General features: G+C 46.7%; 18 protein-coding genes. 17 read left to right on the top strand and 1 reads right to left on the bottom strand.

The features are described from left to right. The first annotated feature begins 364 nt into the window (after positions 1-364). Entirely contained in the window at positions 365-628 is a 264-nt protein-coding gene (locus JT717_RS12530) for a hypothetical protein (RefSeq protein ID WP_205510812.1), read from the top strand. 73 nt (positions 629-701) lie between these two features. Continuing rightward, entirely contained in the window at positions 702-1,421 is a 720-nt protein-coding gene (locus tag JT717_RS12525) for a pyridoxine 5'-phosphate synthase (RefSeq protein WP_205510811.1), read from the top strand. A 31-nt stretch (positions 1,422-1,452) separates the two neighbouring features. Here the strand turns inward: JT717_RS12525 and JT717_RS12520 are convergent, their stop codons facing one another. After that, positions 1,453-1,731 carry a GNAT family N-acetyltransferase gene (locus tag JT717_RS12520; RefSeq protein ID WP_205510810.1) on the bottom strand — a complete coding sequence of 93 codons (279 nt, stop codon included), beginning with the start codon at positions 1,729-1,731 and terminating at the stop codon, positions 1,453-1,455. A gap of 163 nt (positions 1,732-1,894) precedes the next feature. Here JT717_RS12520 and JT717_RS12515 point away from each other — a divergent pair, with 163 nt between their 5' ends. From JT717_RS12515 to JT717_RS12445, 15 genes are all read left to right on the top strand, one after another. Further along, positions 1,895-2,140: a hypothetical protein gene (locus tag JT717_RS12515; RefSeq protein WP_205510809.1), complete on the top strand. Its 246-nt coding sequence runs from the start codon at positions 1,895-1,897 to the stop codon at positions 2,138-2,140. Beyond that, positions 2,125-2,424: a type II toxin-antitoxin system RelE/ParE family toxin gene (locus tag JT717_RS12510; RefSeq protein WP_205510808.1), complete on the top strand. Its 300-nt coding sequence runs from the start codon at positions 2,125-2,127 to the stop codon at positions 2,422-2,424. Before JT717_RS12515 ends, JT717_RS12510 begins: the two co-directional genes overlap by 16 nt. A 235-nt stretch (positions 2,425-2,659) precedes the next feature. Then, positions 2,660-4,084, top strand: a complete 1,425-nt coding sequence (locus JT717_RS12505) for an anthranilate synthase component I family protein (protein WP_205510807.1) — start codon at positions 2,660-2,662, stop codon at positions 4,082-4,084. A gap of 89 nt (positions 4,085-4,173) precedes the next feature. Continuing rightward, positions 4,174-4,743, top strand: a complete 570-nt coding sequence (locus tag JT717_RS12500; protein ID WP_205510806.1) for an anthranilate synthase component II — start codon at positions 4,174-4,176, stop codon at positions 4,741-4,743. A gap of 62 nt (positions 4,744-4,805) precedes the next feature. After that, positions 4,806-5,798, top strand: a complete 993-nt coding sequence (gene trpD / locus JT717_RS12495; RefSeq protein WP_205510805.1) for an anthranilate phosphoribosyltransferase — start codon at positions 4,806-4,808, stop codon at positions 5,796-5,798. A 75-nt stretch (positions 5,799-5,873) separates the two neighbouring features. Further along, positions 5,874-6,659: an indole-3-glycerol phosphate synthase TrpC gene (trpC, locus tag JT717_RS12490; RefSeq protein WP_205510804.1), complete on the top strand. Its 786-nt coding sequence runs from the start codon at positions 5,874-5,876 to the stop codon at positions 6,657-6,659. A gap of 46 nt (positions 6,660-6,705) precedes the next feature. Beyond that, positions 6,706-7,344, top strand: a complete 639-nt coding sequence (locus tag JT717_RS12485; RefSeq protein ID WP_205510803.1) for a phosphoribosylanthranilate isomerase — start codon at positions 6,706-6,708, stop codon at positions 7,342-7,344. Positions 7,345-7,353: 9 nt separating this feature from the next. Continuing rightward, positions 7,354-7,872, top strand: a complete 519-nt coding sequence (locus JT717_RS12480; RefSeq protein WP_205510802.1) for a GNAT family N-acetyltransferase — start codon at positions 7,354-7,356, stop codon at positions 7,870-7,872. Between the two features lie 19 nt (positions 7,873-7,891). Then, positions 7,892-9,139, top strand: coding sequence for a tryptophan synthase subunit beta (trpB, locus tag JT717_RS12475; RefSeq protein WP_205510801.1), 1,248 nt, complete (start codon positions 7,892-7,894; stop codon positions 9,137-9,139). 81 nt (positions 9,140-9,220) lie between these two features. Continuing rightward, complete coding sequence (trpA, locus tag JT717_RS12470) at positions 9,221-9,991, top strand: tryptophan synthase subunit alpha (protein WP_205510800.1); 771 nt, start codon at positions 9,221-9,223, stop codon at positions 9,989-9,991. Between the two features lie 10 nt (positions 9,992-10,001). After that, the gene (gene hisH / locus JT717_RS12465) at positions 10,002-10,604 is read left to right on the top strand and encodes an imidazole glycerol phosphate synthase subunit HisH (protein WP_205510799.1); all 603 of its coding nucleotides are present in this window, start codon (positions 10,002-10,004) and stop codon (positions 10,602-10,604) included. Between the two features lies 1 nt (position 10,605). Then, a complete protein-coding gene (hisA, locus tag JT717_RS12460; protein WP_205510798.1) occupies positions 10,606-11,736 on the top strand; it encodes a 1-(5-phosphoribosyl)-5-[(5-phosphoribosylamino)methylideneamino]imidazole-4-carboxamide isomerase in 1,131 nt (376 codons plus the stop codon). Positions 11,737-11,882: 146 nt separating this feature from the next. Beyond that, on the top strand, positions 11,883-12,644 hold the full coding sequence (hisF, locus tag JT717_RS12455; protein WP_205510797.1) for an imidazole glycerol phosphate synthase subunit HisF: 762 nt from the start codon (positions 11,883-11,885) through the stop codon (positions 12,642-12,644). A 125-nt stretch (positions 12,645-12,769) separates the two neighbouring features. Next, positions 12,770-13,372, top strand: a complete 603-nt coding sequence (gene hisIE, locus JT717_RS12450; RefSeq protein WP_205510796.1) for a bifunctional phosphoribosyl-AMP cyclohydrolase/phosphoribosyl-ATP diphosphatase HisIE — start codon at positions 12,770-12,772, stop codon at positions 13,370-13,372. Position 13,373: 1 nt separating this feature from the next. Beyond that, positions 13,374-14,474: a TlpA disulfide reductase family protein gene (locus JT717_RS12445; protein ID WP_240348031.1), complete on the top strand. Its 1,101-nt coding sequence runs from the start codon at positions 13,374-13,376 to the stop codon at positions 14,472-14,474. The last annotated feature ends 165 nt before the right edge of the window (positions 14,475-14,639 follow it).

Here is a 14,639-nt window from a genome sequence, read left to right as displayed (position 1 = left end):
TTGGCGCAGATCTCTGTACATGTTTATTTACCGTAACAAAGCAAAAACCCGTAGCTGCGAGCCAAAACGCCGATATACTTTCCCAAATTAATAAAATTTGATCCCAAAAAGAGACGAATAGAAAAGTGCCTGTGCCTTATGTTGTTGATTATGAGTTCATTGAAATGTGGCATTCCATTAGTAATCTTTATTTAAACCATTATTTGTGATACCATTAAGCCATAATCATAATCAAAGCACAGAAAAGCACAAGGCGGAAAAAAACGCTGTTTCGATGCGGCAAAAACTGAACAGGTTGTTGCAGATCGATCAGGCCGGACCAAATGGTCATGAAACTTCAGCAGAAGTTCAAAAAACAGAAATTATGATCCCTAAAGTTGTAGTCCGCCCAAACCCATTTTTCACCTCTATCACATTGGATGTAACCTGCGCACAAGGCAAACATGTAATTGTGCGGATGTTCGATGAGGATGATAAGATCGTGAAGATGTTCAGTTGGTTCCTGGTAAAAGGTATAAACATAACCAATATAAGCGAAGTAGAGTTTTTGCCCTCAGGTGTTTATTCACTCGACATCGTAGACCTGGAAGGTGATGTTTTATACAGCACACAGATCTCAAAAGGCTAGAAAATATTTAACCCCTAACCCCCACGTAGAGGAGTTGTTGCAAAACAGCTCCTTTTTTGTTTTATTTTTGGGCATGACAAAGCTGAGTGTAAACATCAACAAATTTGCAACGTTGCGCAATAGCCGCGGCGGTAATAACCCCGACGTAGTTAAGGCTGCCATCGATGCCCAGCGTTTTGGTGCAGACGGCGTAACGGTGCATCCGCGCCCCGATGAACGGCATATCCGCTACGCGGATGTACGGGCCATTAAAAAGATCATTACTACCGAATTTAATATTGAAGGCAATTGCAGCGAGCAGAAGTTTGTTGACCTGGTGCTGGAAACACAGCCCCACCAGGTAACGCTGGTGCCGGATGCTTTGGGGCAGCTGACATCAGATCATGGCTGGGATACCATTAAACACCGCGATTACCTCCGCGAAATGATCCAGGTATTTCAAAAAGCCGGGATCCGGGTATCCATCTTTGTTGATCCGATTGTAGAAATGGTGAATGGCGCTGCTGAAACCGGTACCGACCGTATTGAACTGTATACCGAAGGTTACGCCCGGGAATATGCGAACGATAAGGAGAAAGCGATTGCCAGTTACATAAAAGCGGCCAAAAGGGCGAATGAGCTGAAGCTGGGAATAAATGCCGGCCATGACCTTGACCTGAACAACCTGGCCTATTTTGCACAGCAGATCCCCGGTTTGCTGGAAGTATCGATCGGCCATGCCCTGATCAGTGATGCCCTGTACCTGGGGTATGAGAATACAATTCAATTGTATAAAAGACAGTTGATGAGTTAACAAGTTACCGGTTAACTCATCAACCGGTAGATTAAGCCAGTACGTCCTGCCATTCTTTTGTTTTATCCAGAACGGATTTTGCGAAAGGGCAGAGGGGCACGATCTTGATGTTATGGGTGCGGGCATATTCAACGGCGGTATGTACCATTTGTTTACCAACGCCTTTCCCTTCCAGGGATTCATCTACCTCGGTATGTTCGATGATCATTTTGTTAGGGGCCATCGTATATACCATTTCAGCCAGGATAGCACCATCCTGTCCTACATAGAACATGCCTTTACCATCTAATTGTTTGTGTTGTATTACCATAATGAATAGGAATAATGCAATAATTGTAAAAATTATTCATCCGGCAAACGGCCATGGGGTTAAGTTATTGCCATGTTGGTAACGTATGTTGATCAATTTCAACTAATTCCGCCCCAACTGCAATTCACCGGTAAAAATCGTATTTTTATTTAAATAGTTGGTTATGGACAAGAAGAAATTGAAGGAAGAATTGCACCAATATATTGATAATCTTGAGGATGAAACGGCTTTGAGCATGCTGCATGAAGCTACTGTTGAATATGAAAAAGCAGGCGGGAAAGATATTGTCGATCAATTAACGCCTGAGCAATTGGCCAGGTTGCAGGCGTCCATTAAACTGGCCGATGAAGGCAAAACGATACCTCATGAAGAAGCATTGAAAAGGATTGAAGCATGGCGTTCGAAGTAGAATGGACGGAGCCTGTTATAAAAGACCTTGAAACGATTGCTGGTTACATTGATAGGGAATGGTCCTGCGCTCTAGGCGATAAATTTGTGGATGAGCTCATAGAGAGAGTAAAAGTGTTAGCGAAACAACCGTTTATGGGAATGGCTTCAACCAGATATCCGTCAATACGAAGTATAAAGATTTCAAAGCATAACAGATTATATTATAGGATTGAAGAAGAAAAGCTGGTTTTATTAAATATTTTTGACCTTAGGCAGCATCCTGCTAAAAATAAACACGGTTAAACAAAAAAAATTTGGTCAAATCATTTTTGCATAGCACTTTTGTAACCGAATGAAAAAGCAATTACAAAATAATCATTGGTGGTGGCATACAGACTCTACAAGGGGCTTGTAAGCTACTGTTTGATGTTTATTAACACCATATTCAGCCCCGACGATACTGTCGGGGTTTTTTTTTGACATTTTTAATAGCGATAACCGAAACCCTGGCACGGTTTAAAAAAAATGTGGCTGCTCAATGAAAAAGATAAATATTACCACCAATTGTAAAAAGCTGCTGGCCGATGTATTTACCCCGGTAGGCATTTACCTCCGGGTGCGGGATCGCTTTCGCGATACGGTGCTGCTTGAAAGTACCGACCACCACGCAGCAGATAACAGCTACTCTTTCATTTGCATCAACGCCATCGCCGGCATCGAGATCACTTCTGCCAAAAGCATCGAATTTAAATTGCCCGGCCTTCCTCCTGAAAAAGCCTCCATTACAAACAGCGCCGAAATACCGGAAAAACTGTGGGAATTCATGCAGCGCTTTGAAGCCACCCCCGGCGGCCGCGAGACCAGATTTGCCCAGGGCTTATACGGTTATACTACCTACGACGCCGTTCAGTTCTTTGATACCATTCAGCTGGGCATTGAACGTAAATCGCCCAACGGCTTACCGGTGATCCCCCTCATGCGTTACCGGCTGTATCAATATGTAATAGCCATCAATCATCATAAAGACGAATTGTTCATTTGCGAGAATACCATGCCCGGTGTTGAAAGTGAACTGGCCGTAGTAGAATCGCTGATCCGCAGTAAAGATGTGCCGGTGTATCCGTTCAAAGCAAAAGGACCGGAAGCATCGAATATGACCGACAGCGATTATATTGATATGGTGAAGAAAGGGATCCAAAGCTGTTTACGCGGCGATGTATTCCAGATCGTGCTGAGCCGGTGTTTTGAGCAGGGTTTTACCGGTGACGAGTTTGCGGTTTACCGGGCCTTACGCAGCATCAATCCTTCTCCCTATCTTTTCTTCTTTGATTATGGCGATTACAAACTGATGGGATCTTCGCCCGAGGCGCAGCTCATCATGCAAAACGGCAAAGCGGTTGTACATCCCATAGCAGGCACCTTTAAAAGAACAGGCGATGATGAAACCGATCAGCGGGAAGCCGAACGTCTCTTACAGGATGCCAAAGAAAATGCAGAGCACGTGATGCTGGTTGACCTGGCGCGCAATGACCTGAGCCGCCTCTGCGATGACGTAAAAGTGGAGCACTACCGCGAAGTACAATACTATTCGCATGTGATACACCTGGTAAGCGAGGTAAGCGGTAAAGTGCGTACCGGCAGCAATCCATTTGCCCTGCTGGCCAAAACATTCCCGGCAGGTACATTGAGTGGTGCGCCCAAGTTCAAGGCCATGGAACTCATCGATGCCTTTGAACCCACTGCCAGAAGTTACTATGGTGGCGCTATCGGCTTTATGGGTTTCGACGGACAATGCAATCATGCCATTATGATCCGCACCTTTATGAGCCGGCAGAACAAACTGATCTACCAGGCCGGCGCCGGGGTGGTAGCCGCCAGCAAACCCGAAAGTGAATTACAGGAAGTAAATAACAAACTGGGTGCTTTGAAAAAAGCGATCGTATTTGCCCAGGAAATCATTTAATGGTACCCGGCTGAAGCAGTAATGACATTATCCCTGTCGCTTGTCCGCCTTCGGGAAAGGTTCCGTTCAGCAGCATAATATAAATGAACATGAAGATCCTTGTTTTCGATAATTACGACTCCTTTACTTACAACCTGGTACACCTGGTTGAAAAGATCCTGCACCAAAAAGTGGATGTACATCGCAACGATCAGATCCCGCTGGAAAAAGTAAAGGATTATGATAAGATCATTTTATCGCCGGGGCCCGGCATCCCCGAGGAAGCGGGCTTATTACTTCCCCTGATCAAAGAATATGCGGCCAGCAAATCGATCCTGGGCGTTTGTTTAGGGCACCAGGCCATTGGCCAGGCATTTGGTGGAAAACTGATCAATCTTAGTACGGTATATCATGGCGTGGCCACGCCGGTGCAGGTCATTAACCGGGATAAACCCCTGTTCAATGGATTACCTGACGAGTTTGAAGTAGGCCGTTATCACAGCTGGGTAGTAAGTGAAGAGGGTTTTCCAAAAGAGCTGGAGATCACTGCCCGTGATGCGAATAATTTCGTGATGGCATTACAGCATAAACAGTACGATGTGCAGGGCGTGCAATTCCATCCCGAGAGTGTGCTGACGCCAAAAGGAGAAGATATTTTAAGGAACTGGCTGAAATCGTAACCGGCGAATGCGCCAGTTAGCTGATGGAAAACAATTAGGTTAACGATTCATTACTCAACGACATGAAGAAGATATTACAATACCTGTTTGAACATAAAACACTGAGCCGCGAGCAGGCGAAAGACGTTTTAATGAACATTGGTAAAGGGGTTTACAATGAACATGAAGTAACGGCCTTTATGACCGTATACCTCATGCGAAGTGTAACCATCGAAGAACTGCAGGGATTCCAGGATGCCCTGCTGGAACTCTGCGTGAAAGTAGACCTGAACGGTTTTCCTGTAATTGATATCGTAGGTACGGGCGGTGACGGCAAAAACACCTTTAATATTTCCACCTTGAGTTGTTTTATTGTCGCCGGTACCGGTCAAAAAGTAGCCAAACACGGCAACTATGGGGCCTCTTCTATCAGTGGCGCCTCCAATGTAATGGAACAGCTGGGTTATAAAATGAAGAACAATCCCGACCAGCTAAAGAAGGAAGTGGATCAGGCGAATATCTGTTTCCTGCATGCGCCTTTGTTCCATCCCGCATTAAAGACGGTGGCGCCGATCAGGAAGAACCTGGGCATGCGCACCTTTTTCAATATGCTGGGACCCATGGTGAACCCGGCTTTTCCGCCCTTTCAGCTGGTAGGTGTATACAACCTTGAAATGGCGCGCATTTATAATTACCTGTTACAGTTAACAGACAAAGCTTTCACCATCATTCATGGGCTTGATGGTTATGATGAAATATCGCTGACCAACGATACCAAGGTGATCACCAACAACGGCGAAAAGATCATGACGCCCGAGCAATTGGGAAAACGCATGGTTAACCCCAGCGATATCTATGGCGGCAATTCAGTAGAAGAGGCAGCGAAAATCTTCACCAAAATATTAAAGGGCGAAGGCAGCTGGGCACAAAATGCGGTGGTGCTGGCCAATGCAGCCATGGCCCTGCATTGCACCGGTAGTTTTAAAACCTATGACGATGCCTATGGCGCAGCGGTGGAGAGCCTGGAGAGTGGGAGGGCGAATGAGGCGTTGAAGAAGCTGGTGGCTTTACAATAGAGCGGGTAGTAAATCGCTGGTGGGCGTGGAAAACGACTAGTGGCCAATTTAAATTCACAATTGATCAAATAGATAATGAACATTCTGGATAAAATAATAGAACATAAACGAACGGAAGTTGCTGAAAGAAAGGAACAGATACCTGTAAAGGAGCTGGAAAAGCAGGCGTTTTACACACGGCCCGTATTATCACTCAGCCAGTTTCTGCTCGATGGATCCAAAACCGGTATCATTGCCGAGTTTAAAAGGAAATCTCCATCGAAGGGTATTATCAATGGAGCGGCCGATGTGGTAGAGGTAACTTCTGCTTATGCCCGCTTTGGCGCGTCCGGCTTATCTGTGCTCACCGACGAAACATTTTTTGGCGGCAGCACGGCCGACCTTATGAACGCCAGGGTGAACCAGGTGCCTATACTTCGTAAGGATTTTATGATCGACGAATACCAGATCGTAGAAGCCAGGGCCATGGGGGCCGATGTTATCCTGTTGATCGCAGCCTGCCTGACACCAGCTGAGGTTAAACGGTTAGCATCTTTTGCCGCTTCTTTGCAACTGGAAGTATTGCTGGAATTACATGCCGAGGAAGAGCTGGAGCATATTTGTGATGAAACAAAACTGGTAGGCATTAATAACCGCAACCTGAAGACCTTTACTGTTGATATCGAACGAAGCCTGCGGATGGCCGAACGCATTCCGGCCGGCAAGATCAAGATTGCCGAAAGCGGCATCAGTTCTGTTGATAATATCAGGCTTTTCAGGCAGCATGACTTTCGTGGTTTCTTAATAGGAGAGAATTTTATGAAAGAAGCGCATCCCGGTGAGGCATTTCATAAATTCATAGCGCAACTGGAATCAAAATAATATAGCGATTGCATGGCCACCCTAACACTTAAAATCTGACAACGCTATGCGAGTAAAAGTTTGCGGTATGACCATGCCTGAACAGCTGGAACAATTAGGCCCCATGGGCGTAACATTTGCCGGATTCATTTTTTATCCCAAAAGCCAGCGTTACGTATTCAAAGGGCTTACCACCAGCCAGATCAGGAAAGAGAACAGTATTAACAAGGTAGGCGTATTTGTGAATGCTTCCATTGAAGAAGTATTACATATGGTAGATGAATGCCGCCTGCACATGGTGCAGTTGCATGGAGACGAAACCCCTAAGTATTGTGAAAAGATCGCAGACTATGTATCGGTGGTAAAAGCCTTCCGGGTGAGTGAGAACGACAACATAGAATGGATGGTGCAATCGTATATGGATGTGTGCGATATGTTCATGTTTGATACGATGGGCGCAGGGTATGGAGGAACCGGAAAAAAATTCAACTGGAATATGTTGAAGGAAGCCAATATCGGCAAGCCATTCTTTCTGAGTGGTGGCATTGAACCCGGTGATGAACAGGAACTGAAGGAATTCGCCACGCTGCCGGTGGGCAAAGCACTGTTTTCCGTAGACATCAATAGTAAGTTCGAGATCAGTCCGGGTATCAAGGACATGGCGAAAGTAAAACAGTTCGTAACCCGATTGAACAGCCGGTATTAAACAATACATATGATTCAAGTACGCATCGCTGAAGAGAAAGACCTGCAAGCCATTCTGGAAATATACAACGACGCTGTTCTCAACACCACTGCGGTTTATGATTATGAATCGCATACATTGGAAATGCGGCGGCAATGGTTCCGGATCAAAGAAGCACAGGGATTTCCCGTATTTGTAGCAACAGAAAATGGAAAGGTACTGGGTTTTAGTTCAATCGGTCCATGGCGTTCCTGGGCGGCTTATAAATATACAGTAGAGAACTCGATATATGTAGCTGCGGATCAACGTGGCAAAGGCATTGGCAAAATGTTACTGGAGCCGTTGATAAAAGCCGCAGAAGAGTTAGAGCTGCATACCATTGTTGCCGGTATCGATGCTACCAATGAGATCAGTATAAAATTGCACAAGCGTTTTGGCTTTAAGGAAGCAGGCCATTTTACCCAGGTAGGTTACAAGTTTGGCCGCTGGCTCGATCTCATTTTTATGCAGTTGGTGCTAAAAACACCATCGCAACCAGTAGAAGGGTAATACTTAAACAATTTCACAAATGACGAACTCAACAACATATCAGCAACCCAATGCGCAGGGGTATTACGGAAAATTCGGCGGTGCTTATATTCCCGAAATGCTGCACCGTAATGTGGAAGAACTGAGATCGAAGTACCTTGACATTATTTACGATCCTGCTTTCCAGCAGGAGTTCAGGAACCTGTTACGTGACTATGCGGGCCGGCCAACGCCCTTGTATCATGCACAGCGCCTGAGTCAACAATACGGCACCACGATCTACCTGAAGCGGGAAGACCTGTGTCATACGGGTGCGCATAAGGTGAACAATACCATTGGCCAGATCTTACTGGCGCAGCGATTGGGCAAAAAACGGATAATTGCTGAGACGGGCGCCGGGCAACACGGCGTGGCTACCGCCACGGTATGTGCGCTGAAAGGGGTGGAATGTATTGTGTATATGGGCGAAAAAGATATTGAGCGCCAGGCGCCGAATGTAGCCCGCATGAAAATGCTGGGTGCTACGGTCATTCCGGCTACCAGCGGCAGCAAAACGTTAAAAGATGCAACCAACGAAGCGATCCGCGACTGGATCAATAATCCGGTGGATACGCATTATATCATTGGCAGCGTGGTAGGCCCGCATCCGTATCCCGATATGGTGGCGCGTTTTCAAAGTGTGATCAGTGAAGAAATACGGTGGCAGTTAAAAGAGAAAACAGGCAGCGAACTACCAACCCATGTACTGGCCTGTGTAGGCGGAGGCAGTAATGCCGCGGGTGCTTTTTATCATTTCCTGGAAGAGCCAACGGTGCAACTGGTGGCTGTAGAAGCCGCCGGCCATGGGGTCCATAGCGGGCTCAGCGCTGCTACCACCCAGTTAGGCAAACCGGGCGTATTACATGGCAGTAAAAGCCTGGTCATGCAAACCGAAGACGGACAGGTAGTGGAACCGCACAGTATTTCTGCCGGGCTCGATTACCCGGGTATTGGTCCCCTGCATGCGCATTTATTTGACTCGGGCCGCGGCGCCTTTTTAAGTGCTACCGATGAGGAAGCATTGCAGGCTGCTTTTAACCTGGCCAAACAGGAAGGTATTATTCCGGCGCTGGAAAGCTCACATGCCCTGGCAAGCCTTGAATACCTGAACCCGGTAAAAGCAAAGCGCTCAGAAGAGGCGATACCGGCGAATGCAATGATCACTAAAGATTCCGTGGTAGTGGTTTGTTTAAGTGGAAGAGGTGATAAAGACATGGCTACGTATATGAAAGCCATGGAGATGAAATAAAAATACAATTGTTACAGGTTCCAGGTTCCAGGTTACAAGGGCCTTGAAACCTGTAACCTGAAACCTGAAACTTGTTTTAGAATGAACCGTATAAGTGATCTTTTTCAGCGGAAAAAAAATAATATTCTAAACGTGTACTGCACTGCCGGTTACCCGCAGTTGAACAGCACCCTGCCTGTAATGAAGGCTTTGCAGGATAGCGGGGTTGATATGATCGAACTGGGCATGCCTTACAGCGATCCGCTGGCAGATGGTCCCGTAATACAGGCCAGCAGCAGCAAAGCACTGGCCAACGGGATGACGATTGCTACTTTATTCGAACAGTTAAGAGGATTCCGTCAGCAGATCCATGTGCCCGTCATCTTAATGGGTTATATGAATCCCGTATTGCAATATGGCTTTGAAAAATTTTGTCAGCATGCCGCGGATGTGCCTGTGGATGGATTGATATTACCCGACCTGCCTGAATATGAATACGAGAACGAATACGGCGCCATTATTCAACGCTATGGGCTGAAGTTCATTTTCCTGGTTACGCCCGAGACCTCTGAAGAGCGCATTCGCCGGCTCGACAGTTTAAGCACCGGCTTTTTGTATGCGGTTTCATCATCATCCACCACCGGTAAAGACAAGGATATGCATGCGGTGAACAGCTACCTGCAACGATTGCAGGATCTGCAACTTAAAAATCCGGTACTGGTGGGTTTTGGTATAAAGGATAAAGCCACTTTCCGGCAAGCCTGTGAACATGCCAACGGCGCTATCATTGGAACAGCATTCATAAAAGCCCTGGAGAATACCCCTGATGTGGAAGGGGCAACCAAAAAGTTTATCACTGATATAAAAAACTGATTTATTAATAATGGACCTGGTAATCATAAAATATAATGCGGGTAATATTCAGTCGGTACTCTATGCGCTGGAACGCATTGGCGTGAATGCTCTGGTTACCGACGATTATGAAAAGATCCAAAGCGCCCGCAAGGTGATCTTTCCCGGAGTAGGCGAAGCCAGCAGCGCTATGCGGTATTTGAAAGAGCATAAGCTCGATGCGGTCATTAAAGACCTGCAGCAACCGGTGTTAGGCATCTGTTTGGGCATGCAGCTGATGTGTGCTTACAGCGAAGAGAATGACACTGCCTGCCTCGGCATATTCGATGAAACGGTTCGTCAGTTTATGCCTCCGGCTACCGGTGAAGGAAGCGGCCTGAAGGTGCCTCAGATCGGCTGGAACAATATCTTCAACCTGCGATCACCCCTGTTCAGCCATTTGCCTGAGAACAGTTATTGTTATTTTGTGCACGGCTATTATGCAGCCCTGGGCGAACATACCATTGCTACCGCCGATTATGTGCAGCCCTACAGCGCGGCGCTGCATAAAGATAATTTTTATGGAGCGCAATTCCACCCCGAGAAAAGCGCCAAAGTGGGCGAGCAGATCCTGAAAAACTTTTTGAGCTTATAATATGACGATACAACCGGTTCCCTTAAACGAAGTATGGGCCATGCGGCAGGCGGTGATGTACCCGCAGGAGAGCATTTCATTCGTTCAGCTGGAAGATGATGAGGCCGGATTACATTGGGGCCTGTATGCAGAAGGCGAGCTGGTTTCTGTTATTTCGGTATTTGATAAGAACGGCTCTGTTCAGTTCAGGAAATTTGCCACCCGCACCGACCGGCAGGGCAGAGGATATGGAACTGCCTTATTGCAGCATGTGATGAACTGGGCGCTTGCAAAGGGCAAAAAGAATATCTGGTGTAATGCAAGATTAAGCGCCACCGGTATTTATAAAAAGTTCGGAATGCAGGCCATCGGCAAAGCCTGGCAGCAGCACGGGCTGGATTTTATTAAAATGGAAAAACAATTATTGCAATCAACGAATATGCAGATCATTCCGGCTATTGATATTATCGATGGAAAATGCGTGCGGCTGACGCAGGGCGATTATGAGCAAAAGAAGATCTACAATGAACATCCGCTGGAGGTGGCCAGGGAATTTGAAGATGCCGGCCTGAAACGTTTGCACCTGGTTGACCTCGATGGCGCCAAAGCCGGTGCTGTAAAGAACTGGAAGGTGCTGGAGACCATTGCCGGTAAAACCTCGCTGGTTATCGATTTCGGTGGGGGCATTAAAACGGAGAAGGATGTAAACATTGTTTTTAACTCAGGCGCTGCCTTAGCGACCATTGGCAGTGTAGCTGTAAAAAATGAAGCGGAATTTGTAAAATGGTTGCTGCAGTTTGGCGCAGAAAAGTTCCTGCTGGGCGCTGATGTTAAAGATGAAAAGATCACTGTAGGTGGCTGGCTTGAGACAACGGACATCTCTATTTACGATTTTCTGCAGAAATATATTGATCACGGTGTGCAACAGGTGTTCTGTACCGATGTAAGTAAGGACGGTCTGCTGGCAGGTCCATCCATTGACCTGTACAAAAAGATCATTGAACGTTTTCCATCATTGCATTTCATTGCCAGCGGGGGTGTTAGCTCTATGAAAGATCTTGAAGGCCTGGCCAATATCGGTTGTAAGGGTGCTATTGTAGGAAAAGCGATCTATGAGAATAGAATAACGCTGGAAGAGCTTAAAAGATTTTGAGATTGCTAATTCTGAGATTTCTGATTTAGGGTTTCTGATTCGCGTTCAAATCCCGAAATCCCGAAATCCCGAAATCGGAAATCAGAAATTGATTTTTGATCGGAGCACCTGAAATTCATAGAAAATTTCCCTAAAAAAAGTAAACAATGCTTTGTAAGAGAATCATCCCCTGTTTAGATATAAAAGATGGCCGCACGGTGAAGGGGACCAATTTTGTAAACCTTCGCGATGCCGGAGACCCGGTTGAGCTGGGGGCCTTATATGCCCAACAAGGCGCCGATGAACTGGTATTTCTTGATATAACAGCTACCGTGGAAAAGCGGAAAACCCTGCGTGAACTGGTCAACCGGATTGCGCACCATATCAATATTCCCTTTACGGTAGGTGGCGGCATTAGCAGTGTGGATGATGTGAACGCACTCTTACAGAACGGTGCAGATAAGATCTCGGTGAATACGGCTGCATTTAAAAATCCGCTGCTGATCGGGGAGCTCTCGAAGGAATTCGGCAGCCAGTGCGTGGTGCTGGCCATTGATACCCGGCAGGAAGAAGATGGGGAATGGTATGTGTATTTGAATGGCGGCCGTACAAAGACGGATGCGCGCTGTTTCGATTGGGCAAAGCAGGGAGTGGAGCTGGGAGCCGGTGAGATCTTGCTTACCTCCATGAATCACGATGGCACCAAGCAGGGGTTTGCACTGGATATAACCCGTCAGCTCGCGACGAAGCTGCCGGTTCCGGTCATAGCTTCAGGGGGTGGCGGCACCATGCAGCATTTTGTAGATGTGTTTGAACAGTCCCAGGCAGATGCAGCCCTGGCCGCCAGTATTTTCCATTTTAAAGAAATTGGTATTCAGGAATTAAAGGGATATTTGCTGGAGAAACAGATTGTGGTGAGACCCTGTTGATGCGTTGCTTTATTGATCAGTTGACGAGTTCACAAGTTGATAATAAAGCGGCAAGTAAGCAGGAAGTGACGAGTAGGCTTCACCATTCATCATTGACCATTGACCATTCACTACAATTCACGACCATGAAAGTAGATTTCAGGAAATACAGCGACGGCCTGGTGCCGGCCATCATCCAGGATTTTGTCACACACCGGGTGCTGATGATGGGTTTTATGAACGAAGAAGCCCTGCAGAAAACAATGGCCGAAGGAAAGGTGACCTTTTTCAGCCGCAGTAAAAAGCGCTTATGGACAAAAGGGGAGGAGAGTGGCAATCACCTGCTGGTAAAAGAGATCTTGTCTGATTGCGACAACGATACCCTGCTTATTAAAGCCCAGCCTTTAGGGCCTACCTGCCATACGGGCGCGGACACCTGCTGGAGCGAGCGTAACCATTCCGAGGATTTTTTGTATTACTTACAGGATATCATTGAGTTACGTAAAAAAAGTGAGGATGAGAAATCCTATGTGCGCCAGCTTTTTAACAAAGGCATCAATAAAATTGCCCAGAAAGTGGGCGAAGAAGCGGTGGAGCTCGTCATTGAAGCCAAGGACAGCAACACGGATCTTTTCCTGAACGAGGCGGCCGACCTGCTTTTCCATTATTTGGTATTACTTAACGCAAAAGGTCATAATTTGCAACAGGTCGTAAGTATTTTACAGAACCGACACTCCAATAAAAAGTAATATGAAGAAGCTGATAGCAGGACTATTTCTACTACCTGTTGCGGTAATGGCGCAGCAAAAAGGATTTGTGATCACGGGTACAGTTACCGGACTGGCTGAGAACTCCCGCGTAACCCTGGTGGATATGAACAAGCCTACGGATACATTGGCGAGAGCCCATGTGACCAAGGGCAGCTTTGTGTTGAAAGGCGCGGTGGCAGAGCCGAACCTGCATCAGCTGAATTTCGATGTGGCTGGTAAGAAATCGGTCTTGTTTATGGGCAATGAGAACATTACCGTAAAAGGTAATATCGATAATGTGCAGCAGTTTGACGTAACAGGTTCCGCTGTGAACAGCGATTTTATGGAGTTCCAGGGCATTTTTAATCCCTTATTTCAAAAACTGACCGCACTGAACCAGCAGATCTATGGCAAACAGAATACACAGGCGAACCAGCAGCCTAACGATTCGCTGATGGCCGCTTATAAAAAAGCCTACGATGACATTGTTAGCGCTATAGATAAATTCGTAGCCGAGAAAAAGGCATCACCGGTAGCGCCATTCCTGTTGGTGGTAACCCGCGAACTGGAACAGGATCCGGTGACCCTGGAAAAGCGGTATAAACTGCTGAGTACCGCTGGCCAGCAGGGATTTTATGGAAAGATCATCCAGGAAGGCATTGCAAACAGCAAAATAGGCGCTGTTGGTACAGATGCGATCGAATTCACCCAGAACGACACCACTGGTAAACCGGTGTCGCTTAATTCGTTCAGGGGTAAATATGTATTGGTTGATTTCTGGGCCAGTTGGTGCAAACCCTGCCGCATGGAGAACCCGAATGTTGTTACCGCCTATAACAAGTTTAAAAGCAAGAATTTCACAGTGCTGGGTGTTTCACTCGATAAAGCCCGGGAACCCTGGATCCAGGCTATCAAAGACGATGGACTGGCCTGGACACAGGTGAGTGACCTTAAGTTCTGGAATAACGAAGTGGCCCGGAAATATAAAATTGAAAGCATTCCGCAGAACTTTCTCATCGATCCCAAAGGAAAGATCGTTGCTAAAAACCTCCGCGGTCCCGACCTGGAAGCCAGGTTGTGCGAGCTGCTGGGTTGTAATTAACAGCAGCCTCCTAAAGGGGGAGCAAAAAAGCCACCTGTGACCAGGCGGCTTTTTATTTACATTTTGCTATGGGCCAGTTGGCGGAGAGCAGTTTCCTGGTTAATTATTTAATTGATCTATTAAAGACGGCCATCTGGTTACCAGATGGCCGTGGATGCACCATTA

Origin of the sequence: Longitalea arenae, assembly GCF_016924755.1 — a bacterium.
GTDB classification, from domain to species: domain Bacteria; phylum Bacteroidota; class Bacteroidia; order Chitinophagales; family Chitinophagaceae; genus Niastella; species Niastella arenae.
The sequence above is the reverse complement of the archived record's forward strand: the minus strand, read 5'-3'. Positions and strand labels throughout refer to the sequence as shown.

What these genes read in the sequence shown, in the direction of transcription:
- JT717_RS12530 (WP_205510812.1), top strand. Translation starts at nt 365, where the DNA reads ATGATCCCTAAAGTTGTAGTCCGCCCAAACCCATTTTTCACCTCTATC.
- JT717_RS12525 (WP_205510811.1), top strand. Translation starts at nt 702, where the DNA reads ATGACAAAGCTGAGTGTAAACATCAACAAATTTGCAACGTTGCGCAAT.
- JT717_RS12520 (WP_205510810.1), bottom strand. Translation starts at nt 1,731, where the DNA reads ATGGTAATACAACACAAACAATTAGATGGTAAAGGCATGTTCTATGTA.
- JT717_RS12515 (WP_205510809.1), top strand. Translation starts at nt 1,895, where the DNA reads ATGGACAAGAAGAAATTGAAGGAAGAATTGCACCAATATATTGATAAT.
- JT717_RS12510 (WP_205510808.1), top strand. Translation starts at nt 2,125, where the DNA reads ATGGCGTTCGAAGTAGAATGGACGGAGCCTGTTATAAAAGACCTTGAA.
- JT717_RS12505 (WP_205510807.1), top strand. Translation starts at nt 2,660, where the DNA reads ATGAAAAAGATAAATATTACCACCAATTGTAAAAAGCTGCTGGCCGAT.
- JT717_RS12500 (WP_205510806.1), top strand. Translation starts at nt 4,174, where the DNA reads ATGAAGATCCTTGTTTTCGATAATTACGACTCCTTTACTTACAACCTG.
- trpD (WP_205510805.1), top strand. Translation starts at nt 4,806, where the DNA reads ATGAAGAAGATATTACAATACCTGTTTGAACATAAAACACTGAGCCGC.
- trpC (WP_205510804.1), top strand. Translation starts at nt 5,874, where the DNA reads ATGAACATTCTGGATAAAATAATAGAACATAAACGAACGGAAGTTGCT.
- JT717_RS12485 (WP_205510803.1), top strand. Translation starts at nt 6,706, where the DNA reads ATGCGAGTAAAAGTTTGCGGTATGACCATGCCTGAACAGCTGGAACAA.
- JT717_RS12480 (WP_205510802.1), top strand. Translation starts at nt 7,354, where the DNA reads ATGATTCAAGTACGCATCGCTGAAGAGAAAGACCTGCAAGCCATTCTG.
- trpB (WP_205510801.1), top strand. Translation starts at nt 7,892, where the DNA reads ATGACGAACTCAACAACATATCAGCAACCCAATGCGCAGGGGTATTAC.
- trpA (WP_205510800.1), top strand. Translation starts at nt 9,221, where the DNA reads ATGAACCGTATAAGTGATCTTTTTCAGCGGAAAAAAAATAATATTCTA.
- hisH (WP_205510799.1), top strand. Translation starts at nt 10,002, where the DNA reads ATGGACCTGGTAATCATAAAATATAATGCGGGTAATATTCAGTCGGTA.
- hisA (WP_205510798.1), top strand. Translation starts at nt 10,606, where the DNA reads ATGACGATACAACCGGTTCCCTTAAACGAAGTATGGGCCATGCGGCAG.
- hisF (WP_205510797.1), top strand. Translation starts at nt 11,883, where the DNA reads ATGCTTTGTAAGAGAATCATCCCCTGTTTAGATATAAAAGATGGCCGC.
- hisIE (WP_205510796.1), top strand. Translation starts at nt 12,770, where the DNA reads ATGAAAGTAGATTTCAGGAAATACAGCGACGGCCTGGTGCCGGCCATC.
- JT717_RS12445 (WP_240348031.1), top strand. Translation starts at nt 13,374, where the DNA reads ATGAAGAAGCTGATAGCAGGACTATTTCTACTACCTGTTGCGGTAATG.